We start from the raw sequence: 23619 nt of genomic DNA, 5'->3' as shown, positions 1-23619 counted from the left end.
CTCGCAGGAGCCGCCCTCGCTAACAAACCCCGCGCTCTGCGGGGTTTGTTATTTCAGCTACTGACGCAGGCGCATCACGCCTTCCTGCACCGTTGAAGCGACCAGTATCCCATCCTGAGTAAAGAACTCACCGCGTACGAAGCCTCTGGCACCGGATGCCGACGTGCTCTCCACGCTATAAAGCAGCCACTGATTCAGGTCGAAAGGGCGGTGAAACCACATCGAGTGATCGATAGTGGCGACCTGCATTCCCGGTTCCAGAAATCCTTTGCCGTGCGGCTGGAGCGCGACCGGCAGGAAGTTAAAGTCCGAGGCGTAGCCCAGCAGGTATTGGTGTATACGCCTGTCGTCCGGCATGGGGCCGTTAGCCCGCAGCCAGACATGGCGCACCGGTTCATCAACGTGGCCTTTCAGCGGGTTGTGAAATTTAACCGGGCGGATTTCAAACGGTTTTTCTGACAGGAACTTTTCACGCGCCTTTTCAGGGATAAAATGCGACAGCTGTTTGGCGATTTCGCCTTCCGTCGTCAGGGACTCCGGGCCAGCGACGTCCGGCATCGGTTTCTGATGCTCAAAACCTGTTTCCGGCGCCTGGAAAGAGGCGGTCATATAAAAAATAGGCTGGCCGTTCTGGATGGCGCTGACCCGGCGGGCGCTGAAGCTGTGCCCGTCGCGCAGGGTTTCTACGTCGTAAATAATGGCTTTCTGGCTGTCGCCGGGCCGCAAAAAGTAGCTGTGGAACGAATGGATAATGCGCTCCGCCGGGACCGTCTGCTTGGCGGCATAAAGCGCCTGGCCGACCACCTGACCGCCAAAAACCTGACGCAGGCCGAGATCCTCGCTCTGGCCGCGAAACAGGCCCTCTTCCAGCTTTTCCAGGTTCATTAAATTTAACAGTTCGTGCAGTGCCTGACTCATGGCGGCTTCCTCAATAGTCGGTTCCCTTTCAGTTTGCGAAACCGAACCCGCTGCCGTCAACGTCGGGGAAAAATATTCTTCCGCACGCGTTCCTTATTTGGCTTACAGGCGAAAATCAATAACCTGTGCCAGAATTAAGGCTTACGGGGCAGGCTTGCTGTCCCTTATGTCCCGCATTGATCGCAAGGAGAATAAATCAATGAAACTTTGGCCTGTATTGACCGGCGCCGCTTTGGCGGTCGCACTTTCCGGATGTGCTGATAAAGGTAGAGATGTCCCCACGCCGACGCTGGCTTCCAAAGTCGCGGGGGAAGCAGATACGCTGCGCCAGCCGCACGTTAGCGGAACCATTACGCTTCCGGCCAACGTGCGCCTGCCGCCTGATGCTTCATTAACCGTGATGCTTTCTGATGCTTCCCTGTCAGACGCACCGGCAAAAGTGATTTCACAGCGCGTAGTGCTGACCGATGGCAAACAGGCGCCGTTCAAATTTATCCTGCCTTTCAATCCGGCGGACATTCAGCCTGACGCCAGGATCCTGCTGAGTGCAGCGGTAATTGTCGATCGCAACGTCGTATTAATAGCCGATTCTATTAAGCCGGTTATTAACGGCGGCGGTACAAAAGACCAGACGCTTAACCTGAAGGCCGTGCCGGCGAAAGCCCTACCGACGGCTCAACGCGCGCCTGTGGCGGTACCCTCGACTTCACCTACGCTGGTGACGCCGACCTCAACCGTGCCTGCGCCAACTTCACTGTAATGGTTTCCGCCCCTTTACGGGGGCGGTTCATCCCTGCCAGCGGTAGCGCTCCAGCGCAATTTTTCCGTTATGATCCACTTCTACGCCCTCTGCCAATAAAGCCTGGCGTTGGCGATCGAGATCGGCGCCCGTCAACGAAATCTCACCCAACCGGTTAATGACTCTGTGCCATGGAAGCTTGCTGCCTGCCGGTAGCCGTTTTAATACGCCGCCAACCTGACGCGCGGCGCGCGGCGAACCCGCCAGCCGGGCAATATCGCCATAGGTGGTTACCTTACCGTAGGGAATAGCGGCAACAATTTGCCAGATACGGCGTGGAAAAGTGTCTTGTTCAGTCATCTCTGCTCCCCGTTACTGCAAATAAAGTAATCGAAAGCGGTCTTAAGCTGAAGGGATGTGGCGGATAATAGCAGGGGAAAGGGCAATGTTGTGCAAGAAAACAACGGTCGTCGGGCGCGGGCTTGCAATTGCCCAGGGGTTCATTGATAATGCCCTCGCTCCATTACATGGGGCAATCAATGGGGGCCCGGTTGGTTCTCCCGCAACGCTAACTTGTGAACTCGGTCAGATCCGGAAGGAAGCAGCCGCAGCAGGTGACGCGTGTGCCGGGATGTAGCTGGCAGGGCCCCCACCCAATTCCTCCGGGGAACCCTCACCGCTTCATCTCTTATCGTACAAACTTCCAGACAGAAACCGGCACTTTATCGTAAAGCTTATTCATGGTCAGTTCGGCAAGCCGATGATCCGCCGCTGAATAAAATACGGCCAGCTCATTATCAGATAATTCGTATTTGTTTTTTTCGATAACGCGTTCGAGCGTGTCAATTGAACGGCATCGTCTTAAACGCATCAGATAATCAGTTTTCGTAAGTAGTTTATCTGTCATTATTAAACCATTGAAAAAATAAAGGTTACTAAAATGAATGGCTTGTCTGTGCGGTAACGACAGCACATTCCTCTGTAAAAACGTTGAACAGCCGTTTCGCTGATTTCTGCCAGCGCTGAAGATCCTGGCCATTAATACCGTAGTTGCTGAAAAGCATAAAGGTATCGTCAAGATATTCATCAATCTGACTAATCAACTCGCTGTCTTCAATATGCTTAATTTTGTAATTCATGGTAAACCCGGCAATATGCTCAATCAGGTCATTAAGCTGCAGGTTAATTGCTGAAGTTGGATCGTTAACCCAGCCGTGATGGCTATCGCCTAACGTGGCCAGACTTTCATCATACAGGTTTTCACACAAAAATTTCAGCTGGGCAATATCATGCCTTTTCGGTGAGTATTCGTCCATCTTTTTCCCCTCCATAGCCAGTGAAAAATGGTATACCGCAGGCTTTCTGCGAGCGGGGTGCCAGGAAGCGATATTGAATCTCGTGCGAGTGCTTTAATAAATATAACTCTCTTAAATTGTATTTTGAGTACTATTACTAAAAATTACAATTCATCCGCGGCTGCGGCGCGTTCCGTATCAATAAAATCAAATATCAGCGCATCGGGCTGGCTTTCAAAATTTACTGACTGGGTGGTCGTTTCATCTGCATCGATATCAAGACAGGCGTTGAAAACGTTCCAGCAGAAACTGTAAGTCATTTTGTAACCCGACGGCGCCGTTTGTTCAACTGAAATAATTTTCACACTTCCCGGAACATATTGCGCATTTTGTGAATACCATAACAGTGAGCCAGTTAACTCGGTTTCTATTTTGGGAATAATCCGCTGAATAAGGCTAATCCATTCGGACTCATTTTCTTCATCAGGCGCTGAAGAGACAGGAATACGTTTGCGCATTTTTTCTCCACAGAGTTAATAAACGCTTATACAGATAATTGTTGTTAGCTTTAAAATAATCAAGCCGCTTAAAAAGAGAAAAAACTATCTTGATGATTTGACTGTTAATTATTTTAGTAGAGGATCCCGCTTTCTGCGATAGAAAAACCCGATTAAGGTGAAGAAATTTTATATAACCGCATCTCTTTTTATTACTTTTTGTGGAAATAAAAAGATACATTTTAGTTCAGCGCGCTTTCCATCATCGTAATATGCTATTGTTATGTTATAACGTAACTATAGTGCTGCCATGTTAAGTTTTACTGCTTCTTCTCGTCCCACATTACTGATGCAATCAGCCCGAGCACGTTTACTTTTTGCTCTGATCGCCGTGCTGGCTTTGCTGGCGCTGAGCGGATGGGCGGTATCCCCATGATTACGCTAACAGATCTCCGGGTCGGCTATCGCGGGAGCGCCGTTACCCCGTCCCTTAACGGGACGTTCCAGCCGGGGTCAATGACCGCGCTGGTGGGGGCAAACGGCTGTGGAAAATCCACGTTGCTAAAAACCTTCGCGGGCCTGCTGCCGCCCGTAAGTGGTCAACTCAGCTGCCTGACGCAGGATACAGCATGGTTACCGCAGCAATCCGAAATTGAGAGAAATTTCCCTGTCAGCGTAGCCGATCTGGTGGCGATGGGCTGCTGGCGACGCTGCGGCTGGTTTGGGGCTATCGGTCGACCTGAAAGGCAGCGGATTATGGCGGCGCTGGAAGAGGTCAATATGGCTGAATTCGCCGCCGCGCAGCCCGGCACGCTTTCTGGCGGACAGCTGCAGCGTGTGCTTTTTGCCAGGCTACTGGTACAGGATGCTTCGCTACTGCTGCTTGATGAACCTTTTACCGGCATCGATACGGCAACGACCAGTCTGCTGCTGGCGCTGCTGCAGGCGCGGCATCGGGCTGGCTGCACGCTGATCGTGGTGCTGCACGATATGACGATGGTTACGCGATCCTTCCCGCAGATCCTGCGGCTGGACTCCACTCAGGCGGAATGGATCACGCAATCGCCGGAACCGATCGTGTTGGAGTCAGCATGACGCTTTTACAGCCTTTTATCGAATTCGCCTTTATGCGCCGCGCGCTGGTTGCCTGCATTGCGCTTTCGCTCAGCGCCACGCCGCTGGGCGTCTTTTTGCTGCTGCGTCGCATGAGCCTGGTCGGCGACGCGCTTTCCCATGCGGTGCTGCCCGGCGCGGCTATCGGCTATTTGATTTCCGGCCTTTCGCTGGTCGCAATGGGCATTGGCGGCATTATCGCCGGGCTGTCGGTAGCGCTGCTGTCGGGCGCGGTCAGCCGCTATACGCCGCTGCGTGAAGACGCCAGTTTTGCCGGTTTTTATCTCGGCTCGCTGGCGTTGGGCGTGACGCTGGTTTCACTGCGCGGCTCCAGCGTCGATCTGCTGCATGTACTGTTCGGCTCGTTGCTGGCCGTTGATAATCCCTCGCTTCTGCTGGTCAGCGCGATAGCGTCGGTGACGCTGCTGGCGCTGGCGTTGATTTATCGTCCGCTGGTGATCGATGCCTTCGACCCTGCTTTTTTACGCGCGCAGAGCCGCTGGGCTGCACTGCTGGTACACGCGCTTTTTCTGATACTGGTTGTGACCAACCTGGTGGCAGGCTTTCAGGTTCTCGGCACGCTGATGTGCGTGGGGCTGATGATGCTGCCCGCAGCGGCATCCCGCTTCTGGCGTAAAGAACTGCCCGGCATGGTTGGCACCGCCATGACACTGGGGCTGATCGCCAGCTTCAGCGGTCTGTCGGCCTCATTCTACCTGGCGCTGCCTGCCGGGCCCGCCGTGGTGCTCTGTGCCGCGCTGCTGTTCTTTATCTCGATTTTAGTAGGGCCATGCGGCGGAATATTGCGCGCGCGTTTTTTTACTGTTGATAAGGAAAAAAGATGAAAAAGTTACCCCTTATGCTGGCGCTGGCCGCCCTGTGTGCCACGCCGCTGGCGATGGCGAAAACGCTGGAGACGGTAGCCAGCTTCACGGTGTTGGCCGATATCGTTAAGCAGGTCGGCGGCGAGCATGTAGAGGTAAAAAGCCTTGTCGGGCCGAATGGCGATCCGCACAGCTTTGAGCCGACGCCGCAGGACAGCCAGGCGCTGGCTAAAGCGGATGTGGTGTTCGTCAGCGGCCTGGGGCTGGAAGGCTGGATGGACCGCCTGATCTCAGCCTCGGAATACAAAGGCCATGTCGTTGTCGCTTCAGCAGGCATTACGACGCGCACTATGGAGGAGGAGGGGAAAACGGTTACCGATCCGCATGCCTGGAACAGCATGAAAAATGGCGAAATCTATGCCAGCAACGTGATGAACGCATTGATTGCTGCCGATCCGCAGGATGCAAACGACTTCCGCCGGCGCGGCGCGGCCTATATTGCCCGACTGCAAAAGCTGGACGAATGGGCCGCTGACCAGTTTGCGGGCATCCCGGCGGCGAAACGTAAAGTGCTGACCAGTCACGATGCCTTCGGCTATTTTGGCCAGCGCTATGGCGTAACCTTTATGTCGCCAGTCGGCTTCTCTACGGAATCTGAGGCCAACGCTGCCGACGTGGCGGGGCTGATTACCCAGCTGAAAAAGGAGCATATCCACAGCTACTTTATTGAAAACCAGACCGATCCTCGCCTGGTGCAGCAGATCGCTTCGGCAACCGGCGCCCGGCCCGGCGGCGAGCTCTACCCGGAAGCGCTGACGGAAAAAGGTGGCGCGGCTGATTCTCTGGAAGCGGCTTTTCGTCATAACGTAACGGCGATGCTGGCCAGCATGAAATAAAAAAGCGGGCCGATAACCGGCCCGCCTGAATAAATACTCCTGACCAGATAAAAGTAGCCTTCTTGTGGACTGCATTCCTCAGCGCTTTTTATTGCATAAGCAGCCTTCTGGCGGATCGCATTCTTCAGACGCTTTTTATGGCAAAAGCAGACTTCATGCCGGTTGCTTTTTCCCGGCATTTAATCGACAGAAATAGAGTACGTGGTGGATACGGTACCGGAAGAGAACGCGCACGATATTCTTTATGGCAAAAGCGGCTTTGATGCCGCTTGCATATCCTCAGCGCTTTTTCTTTTTGCCCTGAACCGCTTTAAAGCGCGGATTGCTTTTGCAAATCACAAAAACCCGGCCGTGACGACGCACGATCTTGCAGTCTTTATGGCGTTTTCTGGCCGAAGCCAGCGAGTTAAGCACCTGCATTTTCACTCCTTACTTACTAAAAAAGCGGCCAAAGCGCTGGTTAAAGCGGTGCGCGCTGCCTTCTTTGGCAAACTCTTTTTGTTTGCCGGTGTAGTAAGCATGGGAAGCCGAAGAGACGTCCAGCGTTACATAAGGCAGCGTTTTACCGTCCAGCTCGATTGTGCGGTCGGTTTTAATGGTAGAGCCGACGACAAAAAAGGTGTCGGCGCTGGTGTCGTGAAAAGCGACGGTGCGGTAAGCCGGATGGATTGCTTGTTTCATAAAATCCCCTGATTTTGTATGTTATAACATAACAATAATTATGCGCGCCGTGATTTTAAAATGCAAGCGTAAAGGAGGCACGCAGACCAGCAACGATAACGGAACACAGAAACAGAGAGCCCCGGAGCAGAAAAACATTGGAACAGGGGAGCAGGAGAGCAGGAGAGCAGGAGAGCAGGAGAGCAGGAGAGTAGGAGAGCAGGGGAACAGGGGAGCAAGGGAGTAAGGGAGCAAAGGAGCAAAGGAGCAAGGGAGCAGGCGAGCAGGCGAGCAGGGGAATAAGGGAGCAAGGTAGCAGGGTACGAAAACAGAGAACAAAAAAGTATGGCGGGAAGATGATTGGAAGAAGAAGACGCGTGCGCTGCCAGAGACGGTCACAAAAACAGGCATTACCGGCACCTGAAGAAAAAAGAGGCCGCAAAAGCGGCCTCTTAAAGATCAAGCGGGATGCCTTAGTGAGGACGGTCCGTATGATGCGGTTCCAGATCCTCTTTATGCTTGCTGAAGCGGCGGCGAACCACCACGAAGAACACAGGCACGAAGAAGATAGCCAGAATAGTTGCCGTTACCATACCGCCCATTACGCCGGTACCTACCGCGTTCTGCGCGCCGGAGCCTGCGCCGGTACTGATGGTCAGCGGCAGTACGCCCAGGATAAAGGCCAGCGAGGTCATCAGAATAGGACGAAGACGCATACGTACCGCTTCCAGCGTCGCTTCTATCAGACCTTTGCCTTCTTTCTCCATCAAATCTTTGGCGAACTCGACGATTAGAATGGCGTTCTTCGCCGACAGCCCGATGGTGGTCAACAGGCCTACCACAAAGTACACGTCGTTGCTCAGGCCGCGCATAGTGGTGAACAGCAGGGCGCCGATAACGCCCAGCGGCACAACCAGCATAACCGAGAACGGAATCGACCAGCTCTCATACAGCGCTGCCAGACACAGGAACACGACGATCAGCGAGATAGCATAGAGCGCTGGCGCCTGGTTACCCGAGAGACGTTCCTGATAGGACATGCCCGTCCACTCGTAGCCAATGCCCTTCGGCAGCTTCGAAGCCAGCTCTTCCATCAGGTTCATGGCGTCGCCCGAACTTTTGCCTGGCGCAGCCTGACCCAGGATCTCCATAGAAGGCAGACCGTTATAGCGTTCCAGACGTGGTGAACCGTACTGCCATTTCGCGCTGGCGAAGGACGAGAACGGCACCATTTCGCCATTTGAGGCGCGCACGTACCATTTATCGATATCGCCAGGCAGCATACGAGCATCGGCTTGTCCCATCACGTAAACTTTCTTCACACGACCGCGATCGATGAAGTCATTGACGTAAGAGCCGCCCCAGGCCGCACCCAGCGTGGTGTTGATATCAGAAATAGACACGCCCAGCGCTTCCGCTTTCTCCTGGTCGATAGTCAGCTTGTACTGCGGCGTATCTTCCAGACCGTTTGGACGCATACCTACCAGCGTATCCGGATGCTGGGCAGCCATGCCGAGCAGCTGGTTACGGGCATTGGTCAGGGCTTCATGGCCCAGGTTGCCCTGGTCAATCAGCTCAAAGTCAAAGCCGGTGGCGTTACCGAGTTCGATAATCGCCGGCAGGTTAAACGGGATCACCATCGCATCTTTGATGGCGCCGAAAGCCTGCATGGCACGACCGGCAATGCCTTCCACTTTGTTTTCCGACCCGCTGCGCTCGTCCCACGGCTTCAGGCTGACGAAGGCGATACCGGTGTTCTGGCCGCGTCCTGCAAAACCGAAGCCGTTAACGGTAAACACCGAACGCACGTTATCCTTCTCTTTGGTCAGGAAGTAGTCCGTTACCTGGTCCAGCACCTTCTGCGTACGGCCCTGAGTCGCGCCGGCAGGCAGCGAAGCCTGAGCCAGCAGCAGCCCCTGATCCTCTTCCGGCAGGAAGGCGCTTGGCAGCTTCACGAACATATAAGCCATGCCGACCACAATCACCAGATAGATCAGCAGATAGCGGCCGGTGCTGCGAATGATATGGCCAACGCTGTCGGTATAGTGGTTGGTACTTTTGTCGAACATGCGGTTAAACCAGCCGAAAAAGCCGGTGGTTTTACCGTGGTCGCCTTTCTTGATCGGCTTGAGTAACGTTGCGCACAGCGCAGGCGTCAGGATCAGCGCTACGATAACCGACAGCACCATCGCGGAAACAATCGTGATGGAGAACTGGCGATAGATAACGCCGGTAGAGCCGCCGAAGAAGGCCATCGGAATAAATACTGCCGACAGCACCAGCGCAATACCGACCAGCGCGCCCTGGATCTGCCCCATGGACTTGCGGGTAGCCTCTTTAGGCGGCAGACCTTCTTCCGCCATCACGCGTTCGACGTTCTCCACCACCACGATGGCGTCATCCACCAGCAGGCCGATGGCGAGCACCATCCCGAACATCGTTAGCGTGTTTATCGAATAGCCGAAGGCGCTGATAATGGCAAAGGTCCCCAACAATACGACCGGCACAGCGATCGTCGGGATCAGCGTGGCGCGGAAGTTCTGCAGGAACAGATACATGACGATAAAGACCAGCACGATCGCTTCGATCAGGGTTTTTACCACCTCCATGATGGAGATTTTAACGAACGGCGTAGTATCGTACGGATAAACCACTTTCAGGCCGGCCGGGAAGAACGGTTCCAGCTTGCCCAGCTCCGCTTTGACCGCTGCCGCCGTGTCCAGCGCGTTAGCGCCGGTAGCCAGTTTGATACCGATACCGGAGGCCGGTTTGCCGTTATAACGCGCGACAACCTCGTAGTTTTCACCGCCCAGCTCGATTTTCGCCACGTCTTTTAACAGCACGCGAGAACCATCCGTGTTGACTTTCAACAGGATTTTGCCGAACTCGTCGGTAGAGGTCAGACGGGTCTGCGCAATGATAGAGGCGTTAAGCTGCTGGCCCGGCACCGGCGGCGAACCGCCAAGCTGACCGGCGGCCACCTGGGCATTCTGCGCGGTGATAGCGCTGATGACGTCAACCGGCGTCAGCTGATAGTTATTCAGCTTGTGCGGGTCCATCCAGATACGCATCGCATACTGAGCACCAAATATCTGGGTATCGCCTACGCCGGTAGTACGGCTGATAGGATCCTTGATATTTGACGCCACGTAGTCCGCAATATCATTCTGCGTCATGGTGCCGTCTTCGTTGACGAAACCTGCCACCATCAGGAAGCTGCTGGAGGATTTTTGTACCTGGATACCCTGCTGCTGAACTTCCTGCGGCAGTAGCGGCGTGGCCAGCTGCAGTTTGTTCTGCACCTGAACCTGCGCGATATCCGGATCGGTACCCGACTCAAAGGTCAGGGTCAGCTGCAGCGTGCCCGATGAATCGCTGTTTGACGACATATACATCAGGCCGTCAATCCCGTTCATGTTCTGCTCGATAACCTGCGTTACCGAGTCCTGCAGCGTTTTAGCATCGGCACCCGGATAGGTGGCGCGAATCTGTACGGCCGGTGGCGCAACATTAGGATATTGCTCAATCGGCAGTTTTAGAATCGACAGCACGCCCACCAGCATAATAATGATGGCGATGACCCATGCGAAGATGGGGCGATCGATAAAGAACTTAGCCATGTATCAGCGGCTCCTGTTTAAGACTTCGGTTGGTCAGACTGCGTTTTGGTCACGTCGTCTGCACTCACTTCCTGCGGAGTCACAGTGGCGCCCGCTTTGGCTCGCTGTACACCGGTGGTGATGACACGGTCGCCCTCTTTCAGACCTGCCGTAACCAGCCACTTGTCGCCAACTGCCTGTTCCGTGGTCAAATTACGGGATTCCACTTTATTGTCCGCGCCCACGACCATCGCCGTAGCCTGGCCGGTTGGCGTGCGGGTAACGGCCTGCTGCGGCACTAACAGCGCGGAAGGATTGGTGCCTTCTTCCAGGCGAGCGCGCACAAACATACCGGGCAGCAGCGAATGATCCGGATTAGGGAACACGGCGCGCAGCGTAATGGAACCGGTCGTTTCGTCCACCGTCACATCGGAGAATTCCAATGTTCCGCTTTGCGCGAATTCGCTACCATCCGGTAATAACAGTTTCACTTTTGCCTTACCGTCGGCCTGCTGCAGCTTGCCAGAGTTCAGCTCCTGACGCAGACGCATGAAATCTTCGCTCGATTGCGTGACGTCGACGTAAATAGGATCAAGCTGCTGAACTGTGGCGAGAGCAGTGGTCTGGCCGCTCTGAACCAGCGCGCCTTCGGTCACGGCAGATTTACCAATGCGACCGCTGATAGGCGAAATCACTTTGGTGTAGGCCAGATTGATGCGGGCAGTCTCTACGCTGGCTTTTGCCACCTGTACGGCTGCGGCGGTCTGGCTCTGCGTCGATACGGCGTTATCGTAGTCCTGCTGACTGATATATCTGGTACCCATCAGCGGCTTATAGCGTTTAACGGTCAGCGCGGCGATTTGCGCGTTGGCCTGAGCCTGAGCTAAATCCCCTTTCGCACTGTCGTAGGTCGCCTGATAAGGCGCCGGGTCAATCTGATAAAGTGACTGACCGGCTTTTACATCGCTGCCTTCCACAAAATTACGCTTGAGAATGATGCCCGAAACCTGAGGGCGAACTTCTGCAACACGGAACGAGGAAGTACGACCCGGAAGATCGGTCGTAATGGTTAGCGGTGCGCTTTTCAGGGTAAGTACGCCCACTTCCGGCGCTTTTTGCTGACCGCCCTGTTGTGCGTCTTTGTTATCACATCCCGTTAGCACCAGGCTGCCTGAAAGCATCAGAACGGCCGCCAGAGGCGTTAACCCCCTGTTTTTGTTCATAAATAAACCTCGAGTGTCCGATATCGATTGTTCAATGGATCACAAAATCCATAAACCCATTGCTGCGTTTAAATTATGGTCGTGCTATGGTACATACATTCGCAAATGTATGTAAGTGCACCCTGGTTGTTAACATCCCCCTATGGCACGAAAAACCAAACAGCAGGCGTTAGAAACACGAAATCATATCCTTGACGCAGCTATCGCCAGGTTTTCCGAGCATGGTGTAGCGAAAACTTCTCTGGCCGACATCGCCGCCGCTGCCGGCGTAACGCGTGGCGCAATTTACTGGCACTTCAAAAACAAAACCGATTTGCTCAATGAAATATGGGCGCAGTCCGAGACCGGACTGGAGAATATAGAGCTTGAGTATCAATTAAAATACCCATCCGATCCACTCTCTGTTTTACGCTCCATGCTGACTTATGTCCTTGAAGCTACGGTAAGGGATAAGCGCAGGCGGGCGTTGATGGAAATTATCTTTCATAAATGCGAATTTGTCGGCGAAATGACCACGTTGCAAATGATGCAGCAAACGTTATATCTGGAATGTTACGACAAAATTGAAGATGTATTGCGGCAGTGCATGACGCAGCAGCAGCTGCCGGGCGAGCTGGATACGCGGCGAACGGCCGTGGTCATGCGCGGCTATATAACCGGTATTATGGAAAACTGGCTGTTTATGCCGGAAAGCTTCGATCTGGCTTCGGATGCGCCGCAGCTGGTAGAGGTGCTTCTTGATACCGTCATGCACAGCCCCGCGCTCCGCAAGGCCGCCTGCTAGGGAAGGGCGCCTGGATTTTCGCCGCGCGCCTTTTTCTCAAAATCTCGTTGCACGATAGCTAAAGCAGCCAGTACCGTTTGCGGCGCGATCTGGTTCTCTTCAAGCAGCATAATCAAATCAACAGCCAGCTTTACTTCTTCTGGCGCGCTTTCCAGCGACATATTCTTCTCCCGATTTAAATACGGAGTTTTTTAGCAACCAATACCATCAGCAGTGCGCCAGCCAGCGCAATCAGCTGCGCTCTGGGTTCCGCTACGGCCAGGCTGCCATAATTAAAAAAGACCCCGATATAGCCGCCGACCAGCGAGCCAATGATGGCCAGCGCCAGCGTCGCTATCAGGCCGCCGGGGCGGCCAGGAAAGACATAGCGGGTAACGAATCCTACCGATAGCCCGATGATTATCCAGGAGAGAAGTCCCATTTGCGATCTCCAGTCAGCTTTTTCAAAAAGTATAGCAACGCCGCTGCGTACTCATTGTCGGTCGCGGTTTTCAATCGCGCGCTCGATTTTTTTTAATGCCAGCAGACAACGCTGTAACCGCCCCTCCAGCGCCGCGATTTCCTGCTGCAGCTTCCGCTGCTGCGCCAGCGTTTCCTGATGAGCAAGCTGGCTTTCCCGATCGGCGACCATTGCGCGCAGGCGGCGCTCGTAATCCTGATGTTTCGCCAGCTTCTCGTAAAGATTCTCCGGCTCTGGCTCCGGTCTGGTTTCGCTGTTGCGCAGCTTTAGCGTAGCCAGCTCGCGCTGTAGCGCGCTTATCTGCAGCACCACGCGTTCGGCCATCCAGGCAACGCGCTCCGTGCGGTGGCCGTTTACGCTTTGCCTGAGTAAGGCCATACTTTGCCGCGCTTCCTGTAGATAGTCGGCAAGCCGCGTACCGTGGCAGTGAAACAGCTGGCTGTCAAAACGCGCTTTCGCGGTGCGTTGGTTAGCGTGAGGCGCAATGGTCTGCGCCAGTTGTTCCAGCTTTGCTTCCAGCTGCTCAAGCAAATGGGCGCTTTTCATTTTTCTCTCTCCCCTGGTGAGCCGCGCCTATAATACGCTTAATTTGATCGATCTGTGCGCTGGTCTGCTTTTTCCTGAGCGACTCAGGTTGATTAAGGGCAACAAATACGTGGATTTTGCTTCCGACGGTTGCAATTGTCGGACGATTTGCATAGATTTGGTCGTTTTCGTGCGTGGCTTCCCCCGGACACTCCCGTCTTGCTCTGCGACTTCCTCGCCAGAGCAACGAAGCTGCGCGAGTCAGATTTGTATTTACCAGGCATAACACTATGACCGCGACTGCGCAGCAGCTTGAATTTCTTAAAAACAGTATCAAAAGCATTGAGGATTATCCTAAGCCAGGCATTCTGTTCCGTGACGTCACCAGCCTGCTGGAAGATCCAAAAGCCTATGCACTCAGCATTGAACTGTTGGTTGAACGCTATCGTGATGCAGGTATTACTAAAGTTGTAGGTACCGAAGCGCGCGGCTTCCTGTTTGGCGCGCCGGTGGCTCTGGCACTTGGCGTAGGCTTTGTGCCCGTACGCAAGCCGGGCAAGCTGCCGCGTAAAACCTTCGCTGAAACCTACGAGCTGGAATACGGCACGGACTGTCTGGAACTGCATTGCGATGCCATCGGACCGGGCGACAAAGTGCTGGTGGTAGACGATCTGCTGGCTACGGGCGGCACGATTGAAGCGACCGTCAAACTGATCCGTCGCGCAGGCGGCGAGGTAAAAGACGCGGCGTTTATCATCAATCTGTTTGATTTGAGTGGCGAAGCGCGCCTGAAGGCGATGGGGCTGGAGTGCTTCAGCCTGGTGAACTTCCCCGGTCACTAAGCCGTTGTAGAAAAAAAGAAGGCTGGCGCTTGCCAGCCTTTTTTTATTTAAAATTTTATGTTGAAGGAGGCCGAAACCGCCTGAGCAGTTTCGTGCGACGATTTTTGCAGGTCGTAATGCAACCCATAGGTCAGATCGCCTTTTTGCAGCACCGCGCCCGTGCTGAAGCTGAAAGCCGAACCGTCGGCAAGCCGGGACTCGCTCCAGCCCGTGCCGCTAACGTCGGCCATGCTGACGCGGGTACCGTGAGTGGTATCGCCGGTGGTGGCGATAAATGAAAGATCCACTCTGGGCTTCAGCGTATAGCCCGATTCGTACTGAAATTCGCGAGCCAGGCTGACTCCCAGCGGCACCGACCAGAGCGAGGCCGAAGCGGCAGCGTTATTGAACAAGGATTTACCGCTGCTTTTCGCCGTAAAGCTATTGGTTTTCAGCCGGGTGTAGCGCAGGCCGGTATGCGGTATCACATCCAGATAGTCCAGGTTGAACAGATACTCCGCCGTCAGCCCGGCGCTTATGATGGTTGATTTCGCTTCGCCTGAGAGCGTTGGATAGCCCGCAGCCGGAAGCGACATCTTCATATCATGGCTCACCCGCGAGTAGTCTACGTCAGCCACCAGATCCCAGTTATTGTTCAACCAGCTGCCGTACAGGGAGCCGCCCCAGAAATCCAGGTCGTTTTTCACCGGATAGAGATTGCCGCTCGTCCTGCTTTTTCCCCGGCCGGTATGCAGTGCGACGCCGGTTTTCAGGATCGCGCCCTGTTGCGTAATCAACGTATCTTCAGCGCCGATAAAAGCGCCGCCCATACTGGTTTTACTTTTACTGTCAAAACCGCCAGCGCTATAGCCTTTCAGACGGGCGTTATCGTAGAACAGTGATGTCCACAGATTAAAGCCTTCTTCCGGCGGCGTGCCGTCAAAAAGATGTTCGCTTTGGGAAAGATGGCGGGCGAGGGCGCGGGTCGCGGCAGACATCGTCTGATAGCTGGCGCCTGCAACGTTAGCCACGGAGGCGAAGTTAATGGCGGATTCCACCAGACGTGCAGCGGTCGCGGCATCACTGACGAAGCGCACGTCCATCGTTTGTGAAAGGAACTGCTGGGCAGCGTTGTCGGAAGCCGTGTTTACCCCTACTTCGGTGGTCATCGCCTTAAGCAGCTTTACCGAGCCGGCAGAGAGTTTCGGCAAGGCGGCGCTGTAATCGGCATTGCCGAGCGTAAGCAGCATTCCTTCTGCATCGGTCGATGAAGTCGCCATTATCAGACGGCTGGTGGTATTAATGTTCGCCTGCTGCCAGCCGGGCGTCGTCAGGGGGTTTGCTCCTGTTGCTATCGTAAAACTTTCACCGGCGGCTACGCCATCATCCGTCAGCACCAGCAGGCTGGCTTTATTGTCAATCTGCGCATTGCCCAGCGCCAGCGCGACTTTGCCGGAGTCTATGTAGGATCGGGCATGGATCACCGTTAGCGAAGAGGATCCTAATCCCTGCGTTGCCTCATCGCCGCCGATCCGCCAGGCGAGCTCGTTGCTGGCGAAATCGATCGTGCCGTCGCCGCTCAGGATCAGCTTGCCGTTCCAGCTTGTTTGCAGCGCCTGCTGAAGCTGCGCCACGCTTTCCTGCCAGTGATGCGCGTTCAGCTCCGTAGAGCCAAAAACGATCGAGCCGTCGCCGCTGACGGTCAGCGTTCCCTGCGTCGCCTCCAGCGTTTTACTGGTAAAGGTGCCGCCGCTGACGATCAGGCTGCCGTTGTTCAGTTCCGTATTATTGACCCGGAAATTCCCGCCGCTCTGCAAATAGCGCCCGTCTGCCGTTGAGGCGACGCCGGTCAGCGCGTTCCAGACCGTGGCGGTGCCGATAGCCAGCGTGCCGGCGGTAAAGGTGCCGCCGCGCAGTTCCAGCTGGCCCGTGCCGCCAGCGCCAGCTGTCTGCGCCCAGGCGCTGCTGTTTAATACGCCGTTGTGGCTGCCGCTGGCCCCGCCGAGCTGAACGGTTGTACCGATTTGGCCGCTGCCGCTGGTGAAGATGGCGATACCGTTGCCGCCGTTACCCGCTTTGCCGCCGTTGCCCGAGCGACCTTTGGCACCGTTGTTGCTGCCGCCATCGCCCGCATCGCCTCCCTGGCCGCCCAGCTGTAGCGTGCCGCCGTTGTTGAGCGTACCGCTGTTAAACCACAGCGTACCGGCCGCGCCGTTGGAAGCATTGCCGCCACTACCGGCGGCGGCGCTGCCCTGTAACGCGCCGCCGTTGCCGCCGCTGCCGCCGTCGCCGCCAAGAGAGATGCCGGAGGTCACGGTCAGCGTGCTGCCTTCCACCGTCAGCGTGCCGGTGCCGGCCTGTCCGGCGTTGCCGCCCAAACCGCCCTGGCCGCCAGCTGCGCCTTTTCCGGCTGCCGCAACGCTATCCGCCGCGCCTGCCTGGCCGTTGCTGCCGCTGTTGCCACCGTTAGCGCCTTTCCCACCGTTAGCGCCAACCTTCAGCGCCTGCGCGTTTACGGTGCTGTTGTTAAGCAACAGCCTGCCTTCGCCACCGTTGCCGCCGTTAGCGCCGCGCCCGCCGTTTCCGCCTTTAGCGCCGCCGCCGCCGTTGCCGCTGTCGCCCGTTTCGCCTGTGACGTTGGTTTCGATATAGGGATCGGCAGTGTGTCCCGCATCGCCGCCGTTGCCGCCGTTTGCGCCATCGCCGCCGTCCGATCCGTCACCGGCTGCGCCGCCGACGGCCAGCGTACTTCTGACCGTTACCGTAGTGCCGTTGAGGGTCAATACGCCGCTGCCGCCGTTACCGCCATCGGCTCCGTTGCCGCCGCTGCCGCCTTTGCCGCCCGCGCCGCCGCTGCCGCCGTTGCCCGGCATCCCACCGGCAGCCTGCAAACCGGGGACGCCCGCCTCGCCGCCGCTTTTTCCGGCACCGCCGCCGCCGCCGGGCTGACCGTTTCCTCCCGCACTGGCGGCGCCGCCATCACCGCCGACGGCCAGAACCGTGCTGGTAAAAGCGCTTTGATTAATAGTCAGCGTGCCGTTTCCGCCTGTCGCCGCGACGCCGCCGCTGCCGCCGTTCGCGCCATGACCGCCGCTGCCGCCGTCGCCACCGTTACCGCCATCGCCGCCCATGCCTGCATTACCGCCGCTGCCGCCGTTTCCGCCTTTTCCTGCCGCGCCGCCGCCGGCACCGGCTGAGGCTTCGCCCGCCAGACCGCCATGGCCGCCGCCGCCGCCAATTTGCAGTATGCCCAGCTGTCCTTTCACATTATGCAATGAGCCAGTCGCGTCGGAGCCTCTGGTGCCGATCGCGCCGTCGACGCCCGGCGTACCGTTGGCGCCGTTGCTGCCCGACACGCCGTCGCTGCCGCTGCCGCCGTTGCCGTTTCCCGCCGCGTTAGCACCGTTGCCGCCGTTGCCGCCGGTGCCTGCTTCACCCGGCAGGCTGGCGGTGCTGCCGCTGCCGCCATCGCCGCCCTGGGCGCCGACGGTAATATTATCTTCCGCTTGGGCAGAATGAATAAAAACGGTGCCGGGCGAGATAAAGATCGCCAGCGCGTTAAAAGCGCCGAGCCATCTTTTTTTATTCTGCATACCCGGCTTTTCAGGATGAAATGTCCTTTTCTTATTTTCCATTTTACCAGTCCATTAGTTTTATTTGACAAGGATTGTATAAATTTTTCTTATAAAATCGCTTATTTTCAATTGGTTAAATATAATGTAATTTGATTCACTCTTAAATAACTCCAGCTCCTCCAGCTATTGTTTAATAAAGCTATTTTTTAGGGTGTCGTTATTAAATACGTTAATTTTTGGAGGGTAAATCTGTTTTGTCATTTTAGGAAAAGTGACTGATTTTCGGGTTGTGCGGTTTTCTGGCTGCGACAGGTAATTTTCTGCCCAACTTCACGCTATTCTTTTTTTATCATTATCTGAACGGCGTTTTTACTGGTGCTGGCCACAAGCGGATTTAGCCGCTGGTTTTACGCAAAGTGATAGGAATGACCCAGGCCGTACTGGTACACTGTAGCGGCAATCAGCAACGAGGCTAAAACACGGGTTAACGGTGTTTAGATGAATTATTCTCTATAAATCAATGATGAATCACGAATGAGCTACCAGGTACTGGCCCGCAAGTGGCGTCCCCAGGCGTTCAGTGATGTCGTCGGTCAGGAGCACGTGCTGACCGCGCTGGCGAACGGCCTGTCGCTTGGCCGCATCCATCACGCTTATCTTTTTTCCGGCACCAGGGGCGTGGGAAAAACCACTATTGCCCGTCTTCTGGCAAAAGGCCTTAACTGTGAAACCGGCATTACCGCTACGCCCTGTGGAAAATGCGACAACTGTCGCGAAATCGAACAGGGCCGCTTTGTCGACTTAATTGAGATCGACGCCGCCTCGCGCACCAAGGTCGAGGATACCCGCGATCTGCTGGATAACGTGCAGTACGCGCCCGCGCGCGGCCGCTTTAAAGTTTATCTGATCGATGAAGTGCATATGCTTTCGCGGCACAGCTTTAACGCGCTGTTGAAAACGCTGGAAGAGCCGCCCGAGCACGTGAAGTTTTTGCTTGCTACTACCGATCCGCAAAAGCTGCCGGTCACTATTTTATCGCGCTGCCTGCAATTCCATCTGAAGGCGCTGGACGTTGGCCAGATCCGTGGCCAGCTTGAGCACGTGCTGGAAGCGGAGCAGATCGCCTCCGAAGCGCGCGCGTTACAGCTGTTGGCAAGAGCCGCCGATGGCAGTATGCGCGACGCGTTAAGCCTGACCGACCAGGCTATCGCCATGGGGCAGGGGCAGATCACCACGGCGACGGTCAGCACTATGCTTGGCACGCTGGACGACGAGCAGCCGCTGGCGCTGATCGAAGCGCTGGTGAACGCCGAAGGCGAGCAGGTCATGTCTTTGCTGGACCAGGCCGCTTCACGCGGCGTCGAGTGGGAAGCGCTGCTGGTAGAAATGCTGACGCTGCTGCACCGCGTGGCGATGATACAGCTGCTGCCCTCCGCGCTGGGTGAAGAGTTCGCCACTGCCGAGCAGCGCCTGCGCGAGCTGGCGCGCGTTCTGCCGCCTGCCGACGTACAGCTTTATTATCAAACGCTGCTGGTCGGCCGCAAAGAGCTGCCGCTGGCACCCGATCGCCGCATGGGCGTAGAGATGGCGCTGCTGCGCGCGCTGGCTTTTCATCCTAAACAAGTGATTGCAGAGCCGGTCGCGCGTCCTGCGATGGTGCCGCAGGCTCAGCCTTCAGCGCCGGGCCAACAGGAAACGATCCCGTCGCCGTCCGCAGCGCAGAGCCAGCCGCCGGCAGGCCCGGCGCCGACGCATACCGTGCAGGCCAGCGCGCCGCTGCCTGATACCACCAGCCAGCTGTTGCAGGCGCGAACGCAATTGATGCGCCAGCAGGGAGCGACCAAACTAAAAAAGAGTGAGCCGGCAGCGCCCAATGCGCGGCCGGCAGGCTCGGCGCTGGAGCGGCTGGCTGCCGCGACCGAGCGTGGTCAGAAGCGGCAAAGCGCCGTTATCGCGACTGAACCGGTAAAGCCGGAGGCCTATCGCTGGAAAGCGCAAACCGTCGAGGCGAAGCCAGAACCGGTGGCCACGCCCAAAGCCTTGCGCACGGCGTTAGAACATGAGAAAACCCCGGAGCTGATGGCGAAGCTGACCACGGAATCGCAGCAGCGCGACGCCTGGGCGGCGGAAATCGCCGGGCTGACGCTGCCGAAGCTGGTGCAGCAGCTGGCGCTGAACGCCTGGAAAGAGCAGACGGCAGACGGGATCTGTCTGCACCTGCGTTCCAGCCAGCGTCACCTGAACTCGCCGTCGGCGCAGAAAGCGCTGAGCGAGGCGCTGAGCGCGGCGGCAGGCAAGCCGGTTGAACTGACGCTGATTGAAGACGATAATCCGACGGTGCTGACGCCGCTGGAGTGGCGACAAAAAATCTACGAAGAGAAACTGGCGCAGGCGCGTCAGTCAATTATCGCGGATAATCATATTCAGACGCTGTGTCGCTTTTTTGATGCGGACGTGGATGAAGAGAGTATTCGCCCCCTTTGAAACGCTGTTCCCGTGCTGCGGCATGAGTACGGCCCTTCTTAAGAGAGAAAATTATGTTTGGAAAAGGCGGACTGGGTAACCTGATGAAGCAGGCCCAGCAAATGCAGGACAAAATGGCGCAGGTGCAGGAAGAGATCGCGGCCATGGAAGTAACGGGCGAATCGGGCGCGGGACTGGTGAAGGTCACCATCAACGGTGCACACAACTGCCGTCGCGTAGAGGTTGATCCAAGCCTGCTGGAAGACGACAAAGATATGCTGGAAGATCTGGTCGCTGCCGCATTTAACGATGCCGCCCGTCGCGTAGCGGAAGCGCAGAAAGAGAAAATGTCTGCGGTATCCAGCGGGATGCAGCTGCCGCCTGGCTTCAAGATGCCGTTCTGATGCAGACCAGCCCGCTCCTTGAAAGCCTGATGGAGTCGCTGCGCTGTCTGCCCGGCGTGGGGCCGAAATCGGCCCAGCGTATGGCGTTCCAGCTGCTGCAGCGCGATCGCAGCGGCGGAATGCGTCTGGCGCAGGCGCTGACGCGCGCCATGTCGGAAATTGGACACTGTGCAGATTGTCGCACCTTTACCGAGCAGGAAATCTGCACCATCTGCGCGAATACTCGTCGTCAGCAGACGGGTCTTATCTGCGTGGTAGAAAGCCCGGCCGACATTCACGCCATTGAGCAGACCGGGCAGTTCGCCGGCCGCTACTTTGTGCTGATGGGGCACCTTTCGCCGCTGGATGGCATTGGCCCGAACGATATCGGTCTTGACCGGCTGGAACAACGGCTGGAAAAAGAGACGATTCAGGAGGTGATCCTGGCCACTAACCCTACGGTTGAAGGCGAGGCGACCGCCAACTACATTGCCGAGCTGTGCGGTCAGTATGGCGTTGACGCCAGCCGCATCGCCCACGGCGTGCCGGTTGGCGGCGAGCTGGAGATGGTGGACGGCACCACGCTTTCCCACTCTCTGGCCGGGCGCCACAAGATTAAATTTTAGTCATTTAACGGCACGATGCGTCGTGCCGTCTTGAAAACCCGCCAGTCGTCCCCATTCTACTTCTCAATGTAAACCGCCAAGTTAACTGAGGTAGCAATGACCATGAAAGGACAAGAGACGCGTGGCTTCCAGTCAGAGGTAAAACAGCTTCTGCACCTGATGATCCATTCCCTCTATTCAAACAAAGAAATCTTCCTGCGTGAGCTGATCTCCAACGCCTCCGATGCGGCCGACAAGCTGCGCTTCCGCGCGCTTTCTTCGCCGGAACTTTACGCGGGCGACGGCGATCTGCGCGTGCGTGTTTCTGTTGATAAGGAAAATCGTACCCTGACGCTGAGCGATAACGGCATCGGGATGACGCGAGACGAAGTCATTGAGAATCTGGGCACCATTGCCAAATCGGGCACCAAATCCTTCCTGGAATCATTAGGATCCGATCAGGCGAAGGACAGCCAGCTAATCGGCCAGTTCGGCGTCGGCTTCTATTCCGCCTTTATCGTGGCGGACAAGGTTTCCGTGCGCACCCGCGCTGCCGGCGCCGCTGCGGATGAAGGCGTGTTCTGGGAATCCGCAGGCGAAGGCGAGTACACCATTGCCGATATCACGAAAGAAGATCGTGGTACGGAGATTACGCTGCATCTGCGCGAAGGCGAAGACGAGTTCCTGGACGCGTGGCGCGTGCGCAGCATCATCAGCAAATATTCCGATCACATCGCGCTGCCGGTAGAGATCGAAGAGCATAACGAAGAAGAGAAAACCTCCAACTGGGAAAAAATCAACAAGGCGCAGGCGCTGTGGACGCGCAACAAGTCTGAGATCAGCGACGACGAGTACAAAGAGTTCTACAAACACGTTTCGCACGATTTTGCCGATCCGCTGACCTGGAGCCACAACCGCGTAGAAGGCAAGCAGGAGTACACCAGCCTGCTGTATATCCCTTCGCAGGCGCCGTGGGACATGTGGAACCGCGATCACAAGCACGGGCTGAAGCTCTACGTGCAGCGCGTGTTTATCATGGACGACGCCGAGCAGTTTATGCCGAACTACCTGCGCTTCGTGCGCGGCCTGATAGATTCCAGCGATCTGCCGCTGAACGTCTCGCGTGAAATCCTGCAGGACAGCCGCATTACCCAGAATCTGCGTAACGCCCTGAGCAAGCGCGCGCTGCAAATGCTGGAGAAAGTGGCGAAGGATGACGAAGAGCAGTATCAGAAATTCTGGCAGCAGTTCGGTCTGGTGCTGAAAGAAGGCCCGGCTGAAGACAGCGCCAACAAAGAAACCATCGCCAAACTGCTGCGTTTTGCCTCTACCAGCAGTGAAGGCTCCGCGCAGACCGTGTCGCTGGAAGACTATGTCAGCCGCATGGTGGAAGGGCAGGAGAAGATTTACTACATCACCGCCGACAGCTATGCCGCCGCGAAAAGCAGCCCGCATCTGGAGCTGTTCCGTAAGAAAGGCATCGAGGTGCTGCTGCTCTCCGATCGTATCGACGAATGGATGATGAGCTATCTGACCGAGTTCGATGGCAAAACCTTCCAGAGCGTCAGCAAGGCGGACGAAGCGCTGAGCAAGCTGGCAGACGAAGAAAGCGAAGAGCAGAAAGAAGCGGAAAAAGCGCTGGAGCCGTTTGTCGACCGCGTGAAAACGCTGCTGGGCGAGCGCGTGAAGGATGTGCGTCTGACGCACCGCCTGACCGACACGCCTGCTATCGTCACCACCGACGCCAACGACATGAGCACCCAGATGGCGAAGCTGTTCGCCGCTGCGGGCCAGCCGGTGCCGGAAGTGAAGTACCTGTTTGAGCTGAACCCGGAGCACGCGCTGGTTAAACGCGCTGCGGATACGCAGGATGAAGCCCGCTTCGGCGAGTGGATTGAGCTGCTGCTCGATCAGGCGATGTTTGCCGAGCGCGGCACGCTGGAAGATCCTAACCAGTTTATCCGCCGCATGAACCAGCTGCTGCTGGGCTAAATCGGTCAAAGGCAGGGGGCAACGCCCTCTGCCTTTCTGTTTGGTTTCCCTCCTGCCTGGTTCTTAACTCAACTCCCTGTCATCCCGACGCTTTCCCGCAAGCGCGATCCTGCCGAAAACCGCGTCTCTCAAGGGACTATACCGGTAGCGATCCTGCTGGCGAAAAGGTGAAATTGTCTGAAAACAAGGCTTTCGGCACGACGGCGCCCGTAAAGCGCTAAAGCGGCGTCAATAATGCCGAAACCCC

23 protein-coding genes, 1 other RNA gene and 1 other annotated feature are annotated in these 23619 nt (G+C 56.4%); of the genes, 11 read left to right on the top strand and 13 right to left on the bottom strand.

Annotated features, from left to right (window positions below):
* Positions 1-57: 57 nt before the first annotated feature.
* Complete coding sequence (gene tesB / locus ACA373_RS11295; RefSeq protein WP_301252343.1) at positions 58-918, bottom strand: acyl-CoA thioesterase II; 861 nt, start codon at positions 916-918, stop codon at positions 58-60.
* A gap of 199 nt (positions 919-1117) precedes the next feature.
* Here tesB and ACA373_RS11290 point away from each other — a divergent pair, with 199 nt between their 5' ends.
* Positions 1118-1678, top strand: a complete 561-nt coding sequence (locus tag ACA373_RS11290) for a YbaY family lipoprotein (RefSeq protein ID WP_301252345.1) — start codon at positions 1118-1120, stop codon at positions 1676-1678.
* Positions 1679-1705: 27 nt separating this feature from the next.
* Here ACA373_RS11290 and ACA373_RS11285 read toward each other — a convergent pair whose 3' ends face one another.
* Positions 1706-2017 carry an MGMT family protein gene (locus tag ACA373_RS11285; RefSeq protein ID WP_253455034.1) on the bottom strand — a complete coding sequence of 104 codons (312 nt, stop codon included), beginning with the start codon at positions 2015-2017 and terminating at the stop codon, positions 1706-1708.
* Between the two features lie 189 nt (positions 2018-2206).
* Here ACA373_RS11285 and ffs point away from each other — a divergent pair.
* An RNA gene (ffs, locus tag ACA373_RS11280) (signal recognition particle sRNA small type) lies at positions 2207-2303 on the top strand.
* A gap of 42 nt (positions 2304-2345) precedes the next feature.
* Here the strand turns inward: ffs and ACA373_RS11275 are convergent.
* The 3 genes from ACA373_RS11275 to ACA373_RS11265 all read right to left on the bottom strand — a co-directional run bounded on the left by ACA373_RS11275 (position 2346) and on the right by ACA373_RS11265 (position 3470).
* Positions 2346-2564 (bottom strand): HHA domain-containing protein, encoded by a 219-nt coding sequence (locus tag ACA373_RS11275; RefSeq protein WP_125288446.1) that lies wholly within the window; start codon positions 2562-2564, stop codon positions 2346-2348.
* 28 nt (positions 2565-2592) lie between these two features.
* Positions 2593-2973 (bottom strand): Hha toxicity modulator TomB, encoded by a 381-nt coding sequence (gene tomB, locus ACA373_RS11270; RefSeq protein WP_125288630.1) that lies wholly within the window; start codon positions 2971-2973, stop codon positions 2593-2595.
* Between the two features lie 143 nt (positions 2974-3116).
* On the bottom strand, positions 3117-3470 hold the full coding sequence (locus ACA373_RS11265; RefSeq protein WP_253455033.1) for a hypothetical protein: 354 nt from the start codon (positions 3468-3470) through the stop codon (positions 3117-3119).
* A 411-nt stretch (positions 3471-3881) separates the two neighbouring features.
* Between ACA373_RS11265 and ACA373_RS11260 the strand changes: the two genes are divergently transcribed.
* Genes ACA373_RS11260 through ACA373_RS11250 form a run of 3 tightly spaced genes read left to right on the top strand, consistent with a single transcriptional unit; the run spans position 3882 to position 6282 of the window.
* Positions 3882-4544 carry a metal ABC transporter ATP-binding protein gene (locus ACA373_RS11260; RefSeq protein WP_301252349.1) on the top strand — a complete coding sequence of 221 codons (663 nt, stop codon included), beginning with the start codon at positions 3882-3884 and terminating at the stop codon, positions 4542-4544.
* Complete coding sequence (locus ACA373_RS11255) at positions 4541-5407, top strand: metal ABC transporter permease (RefSeq protein ID WP_301252350.1); 867 nt, start codon at positions 4541-4543, stop codon at positions 5405-5407. Before ACA373_RS11260 ends, ACA373_RS11255 begins: the two co-directional genes overlap by 4 nt.
* Positions 5404-6282, top strand: coding sequence for a metal ABC transporter substrate-binding protein (locus tag ACA373_RS11250; protein ID WP_370734513.1), 879 nt, complete (start codon positions 5404-5406; stop codon positions 6280-6282). The genes ACA373_RS11255 and ACA373_RS11250 overlap by 4 nt, the downstream gene beginning before the upstream one ends.
* A 279-nt stretch (positions 6283-6561) precedes the next feature.
* Here the strand turns inward: ACA373_RS11250 and ykgO are convergent, their stop codons facing one another.
* The 4 genes from ykgO to ACA373_RS11230 all read right to left on the bottom strand — a co-directional run bounded on the left by ykgO (position 6562) and on the right by ACA373_RS11230 (position 11764).
* Positions 6562-6702, bottom strand: coding sequence for a type B 50S ribosomal protein L36 (ykgO, locus tag ACA373_RS11245; protein WP_125288450.1), 141 nt, complete (start codon positions 6700-6702; stop codon positions 6562-6564).
* A gap of 9 nt (positions 6703-6711) precedes the next feature.
* Entirely contained in the window at positions 6712-6963 is a 252-nt protein-coding gene (locus ACA373_RS11240) for a type B 50S ribosomal protein L31 (protein WP_253455026.1), read from the bottom strand.
* Between the two features lie 452 nt (positions 6964-7415).
* Positions 7416-10562 (bottom strand): multidrug efflux RND transporter permease subunit AcrB, encoded by a 3147-nt coding sequence (acrB, locus tag ACA373_RS11235; RefSeq protein WP_253455024.1) that lies wholly within the window; start codon positions 10560-10562, stop codon positions 7416-7418.
* Between the two features lie 17 nt (positions 10563-10579).
* Complete coding sequence (locus tag ACA373_RS11230; RefSeq protein WP_370734512.1) at positions 10580-11764, bottom strand: efflux RND transporter periplasmic adaptor subunit; 1185 nt, start codon at positions 11762-11764, stop codon at positions 10580-10582.
* A gap of 142 nt (positions 11765-11906) precedes the next feature.
* Between ACA373_RS11230 and acrR the strand changes: the two genes are divergently transcribed.
* Positions 11907-12548, top strand: a complete 642-nt coding sequence (gene acrR, locus ACA373_RS11225; RefSeq protein ID WP_370734511.1) for a multidrug efflux transporter transcriptional repressor AcrR — start codon at positions 11907-11909, stop codon at positions 12546-12548.
* On the opposite strand, the gene rsmS is transcribed toward acrR, so the two are convergent.
* The 3 genes from rsmS to ACA373_RS11210 are packed head-to-tail and all read right to left on the bottom strand — an operon-like array spanning position 12545 to position 13554.
* Positions 12545-12709 (bottom strand): pleiotropic regulatory protein RsmS, encoded by a 165-nt coding sequence (gene rsmS, locus ACA373_RS11220; RefSeq protein ID WP_253455020.1) that lies wholly within the window; start codon positions 12707-12709, stop codon positions 12545-12547. The genes acrR and rsmS overlap by 4 nt on opposite strands.
* A 14-nt stretch (positions 12710-12723) precedes the next feature.
* A complete protein-coding gene (locus tag ACA373_RS11215) occupies positions 12724-12969 on the bottom strand; it encodes a GlsB/YeaQ/YmgE family stress response membrane protein (RefSeq protein ID WP_253455019.1) in 246 nt (81 codons plus the stop codon).
* A 51-nt stretch (positions 12970-13020) separates the two neighbouring features.
* Positions 13021-13554: a primosomal replication protein gene (locus ACA373_RS11210; RefSeq protein ID WP_301729882.1), complete on the bottom strand. Its 534-nt coding sequence runs from the start codon at positions 13552-13554 to the stop codon at positions 13021-13023.
* 269 nt (positions 13555-13823) lie between these two features.
* Between ACA373_RS11210 and apt the strand changes: the two genes are divergently transcribed.
* Complete coding sequence (gene apt / locus ACA373_RS11205) at positions 13824-14375, top strand: adenine phosphoribosyltransferase (RefSeq protein WP_253455016.1); 552 nt, start codon at positions 13824-13826, stop codon at positions 14373-14375.
* Between the two features lie 47 nt (positions 14376-14422).
* Here the strand turns inward: apt and ACA373_RS11200 are convergent, their stop codons facing one another.
* On the bottom strand, positions 14423-17947 hold the full coding sequence (locus tag ACA373_RS11200; protein WP_370734510.1) for a hypothetical protein: 3525 nt from the start codon (positions 17945-17947) through the stop codon (positions 14423-14425).
* A gap of 516 nt (positions 17948-18463) precedes the next feature.
* Here ACA373_RS11200 and dnaX point away from each other — a divergent pair.
* The 4 genes from dnaX (at position 18464) to htpG (ending at position 23372) form a co-directional block, all read left to right on the top strand.
* Positions 18464-20413: a DNA polymerase III subunit gamma/tau gene (gene dnaX, locus ACA373_RS11195; RefSeq protein WP_253455015.1), complete on the top strand. Its 1950-nt coding sequence runs from the start codon at positions 18464-18466 to the stop codon at positions 20411-20413.
* Positions 19758-19819: a sequence feature (DnaX frameshifting element), on the top strand. Its footprint overlaps the gene before it by 62 nt.
* A 53-nt stretch (positions 20414-20466) precedes the next feature.
* Positions 20467-20796: a YbaB/EbfC family nucleoid-associated protein gene (locus tag ACA373_RS11190; RefSeq protein ID WP_125288461.1), complete on the top strand. Its 330-nt coding sequence runs from the start codon at positions 20467-20469 to the stop codon at positions 20794-20796.
* On the top strand, positions 20796-21401 hold the full coding sequence (gene recR / locus ACA373_RS11185) for a recombination mediator RecR (protein WP_301252356.1): 606 nt from the start codon (positions 20796-20798) through the stop codon (positions 21399-21401). Before ACA373_RS11190 ends, recR begins: the two co-directional genes overlap by 1 nt.
* A 96-nt stretch (positions 21402-21497) precedes the next feature.
* The gene (gene htpG, locus ACA373_RS11180; protein ID WP_370734509.1) at positions 21498-23372 is read left to right on the top strand and encodes a molecular chaperone HtpG; all 1875 of its coding nucleotides are present in this window, start codon (positions 21498-21500) and stop codon (positions 23370-23372) included.
* Positions 23373-23619 lie beyond the last annotated feature (247 nt).

The sequence above is a fragment of the Erwinia sp. STN24 genome (genome assembly GCF_041320675.1).
Lineage (GTDB): Bacteria > Pseudomonadota > Gammaproteobacteria > Enterobacterales > Enterobacteriaceae > Erwinia > Erwinia aeris.
The sequence above is the reverse complement of the archived record's forward strand: the minus strand, read 5'-3'. Positions and strand labels throughout refer to the sequence as shown.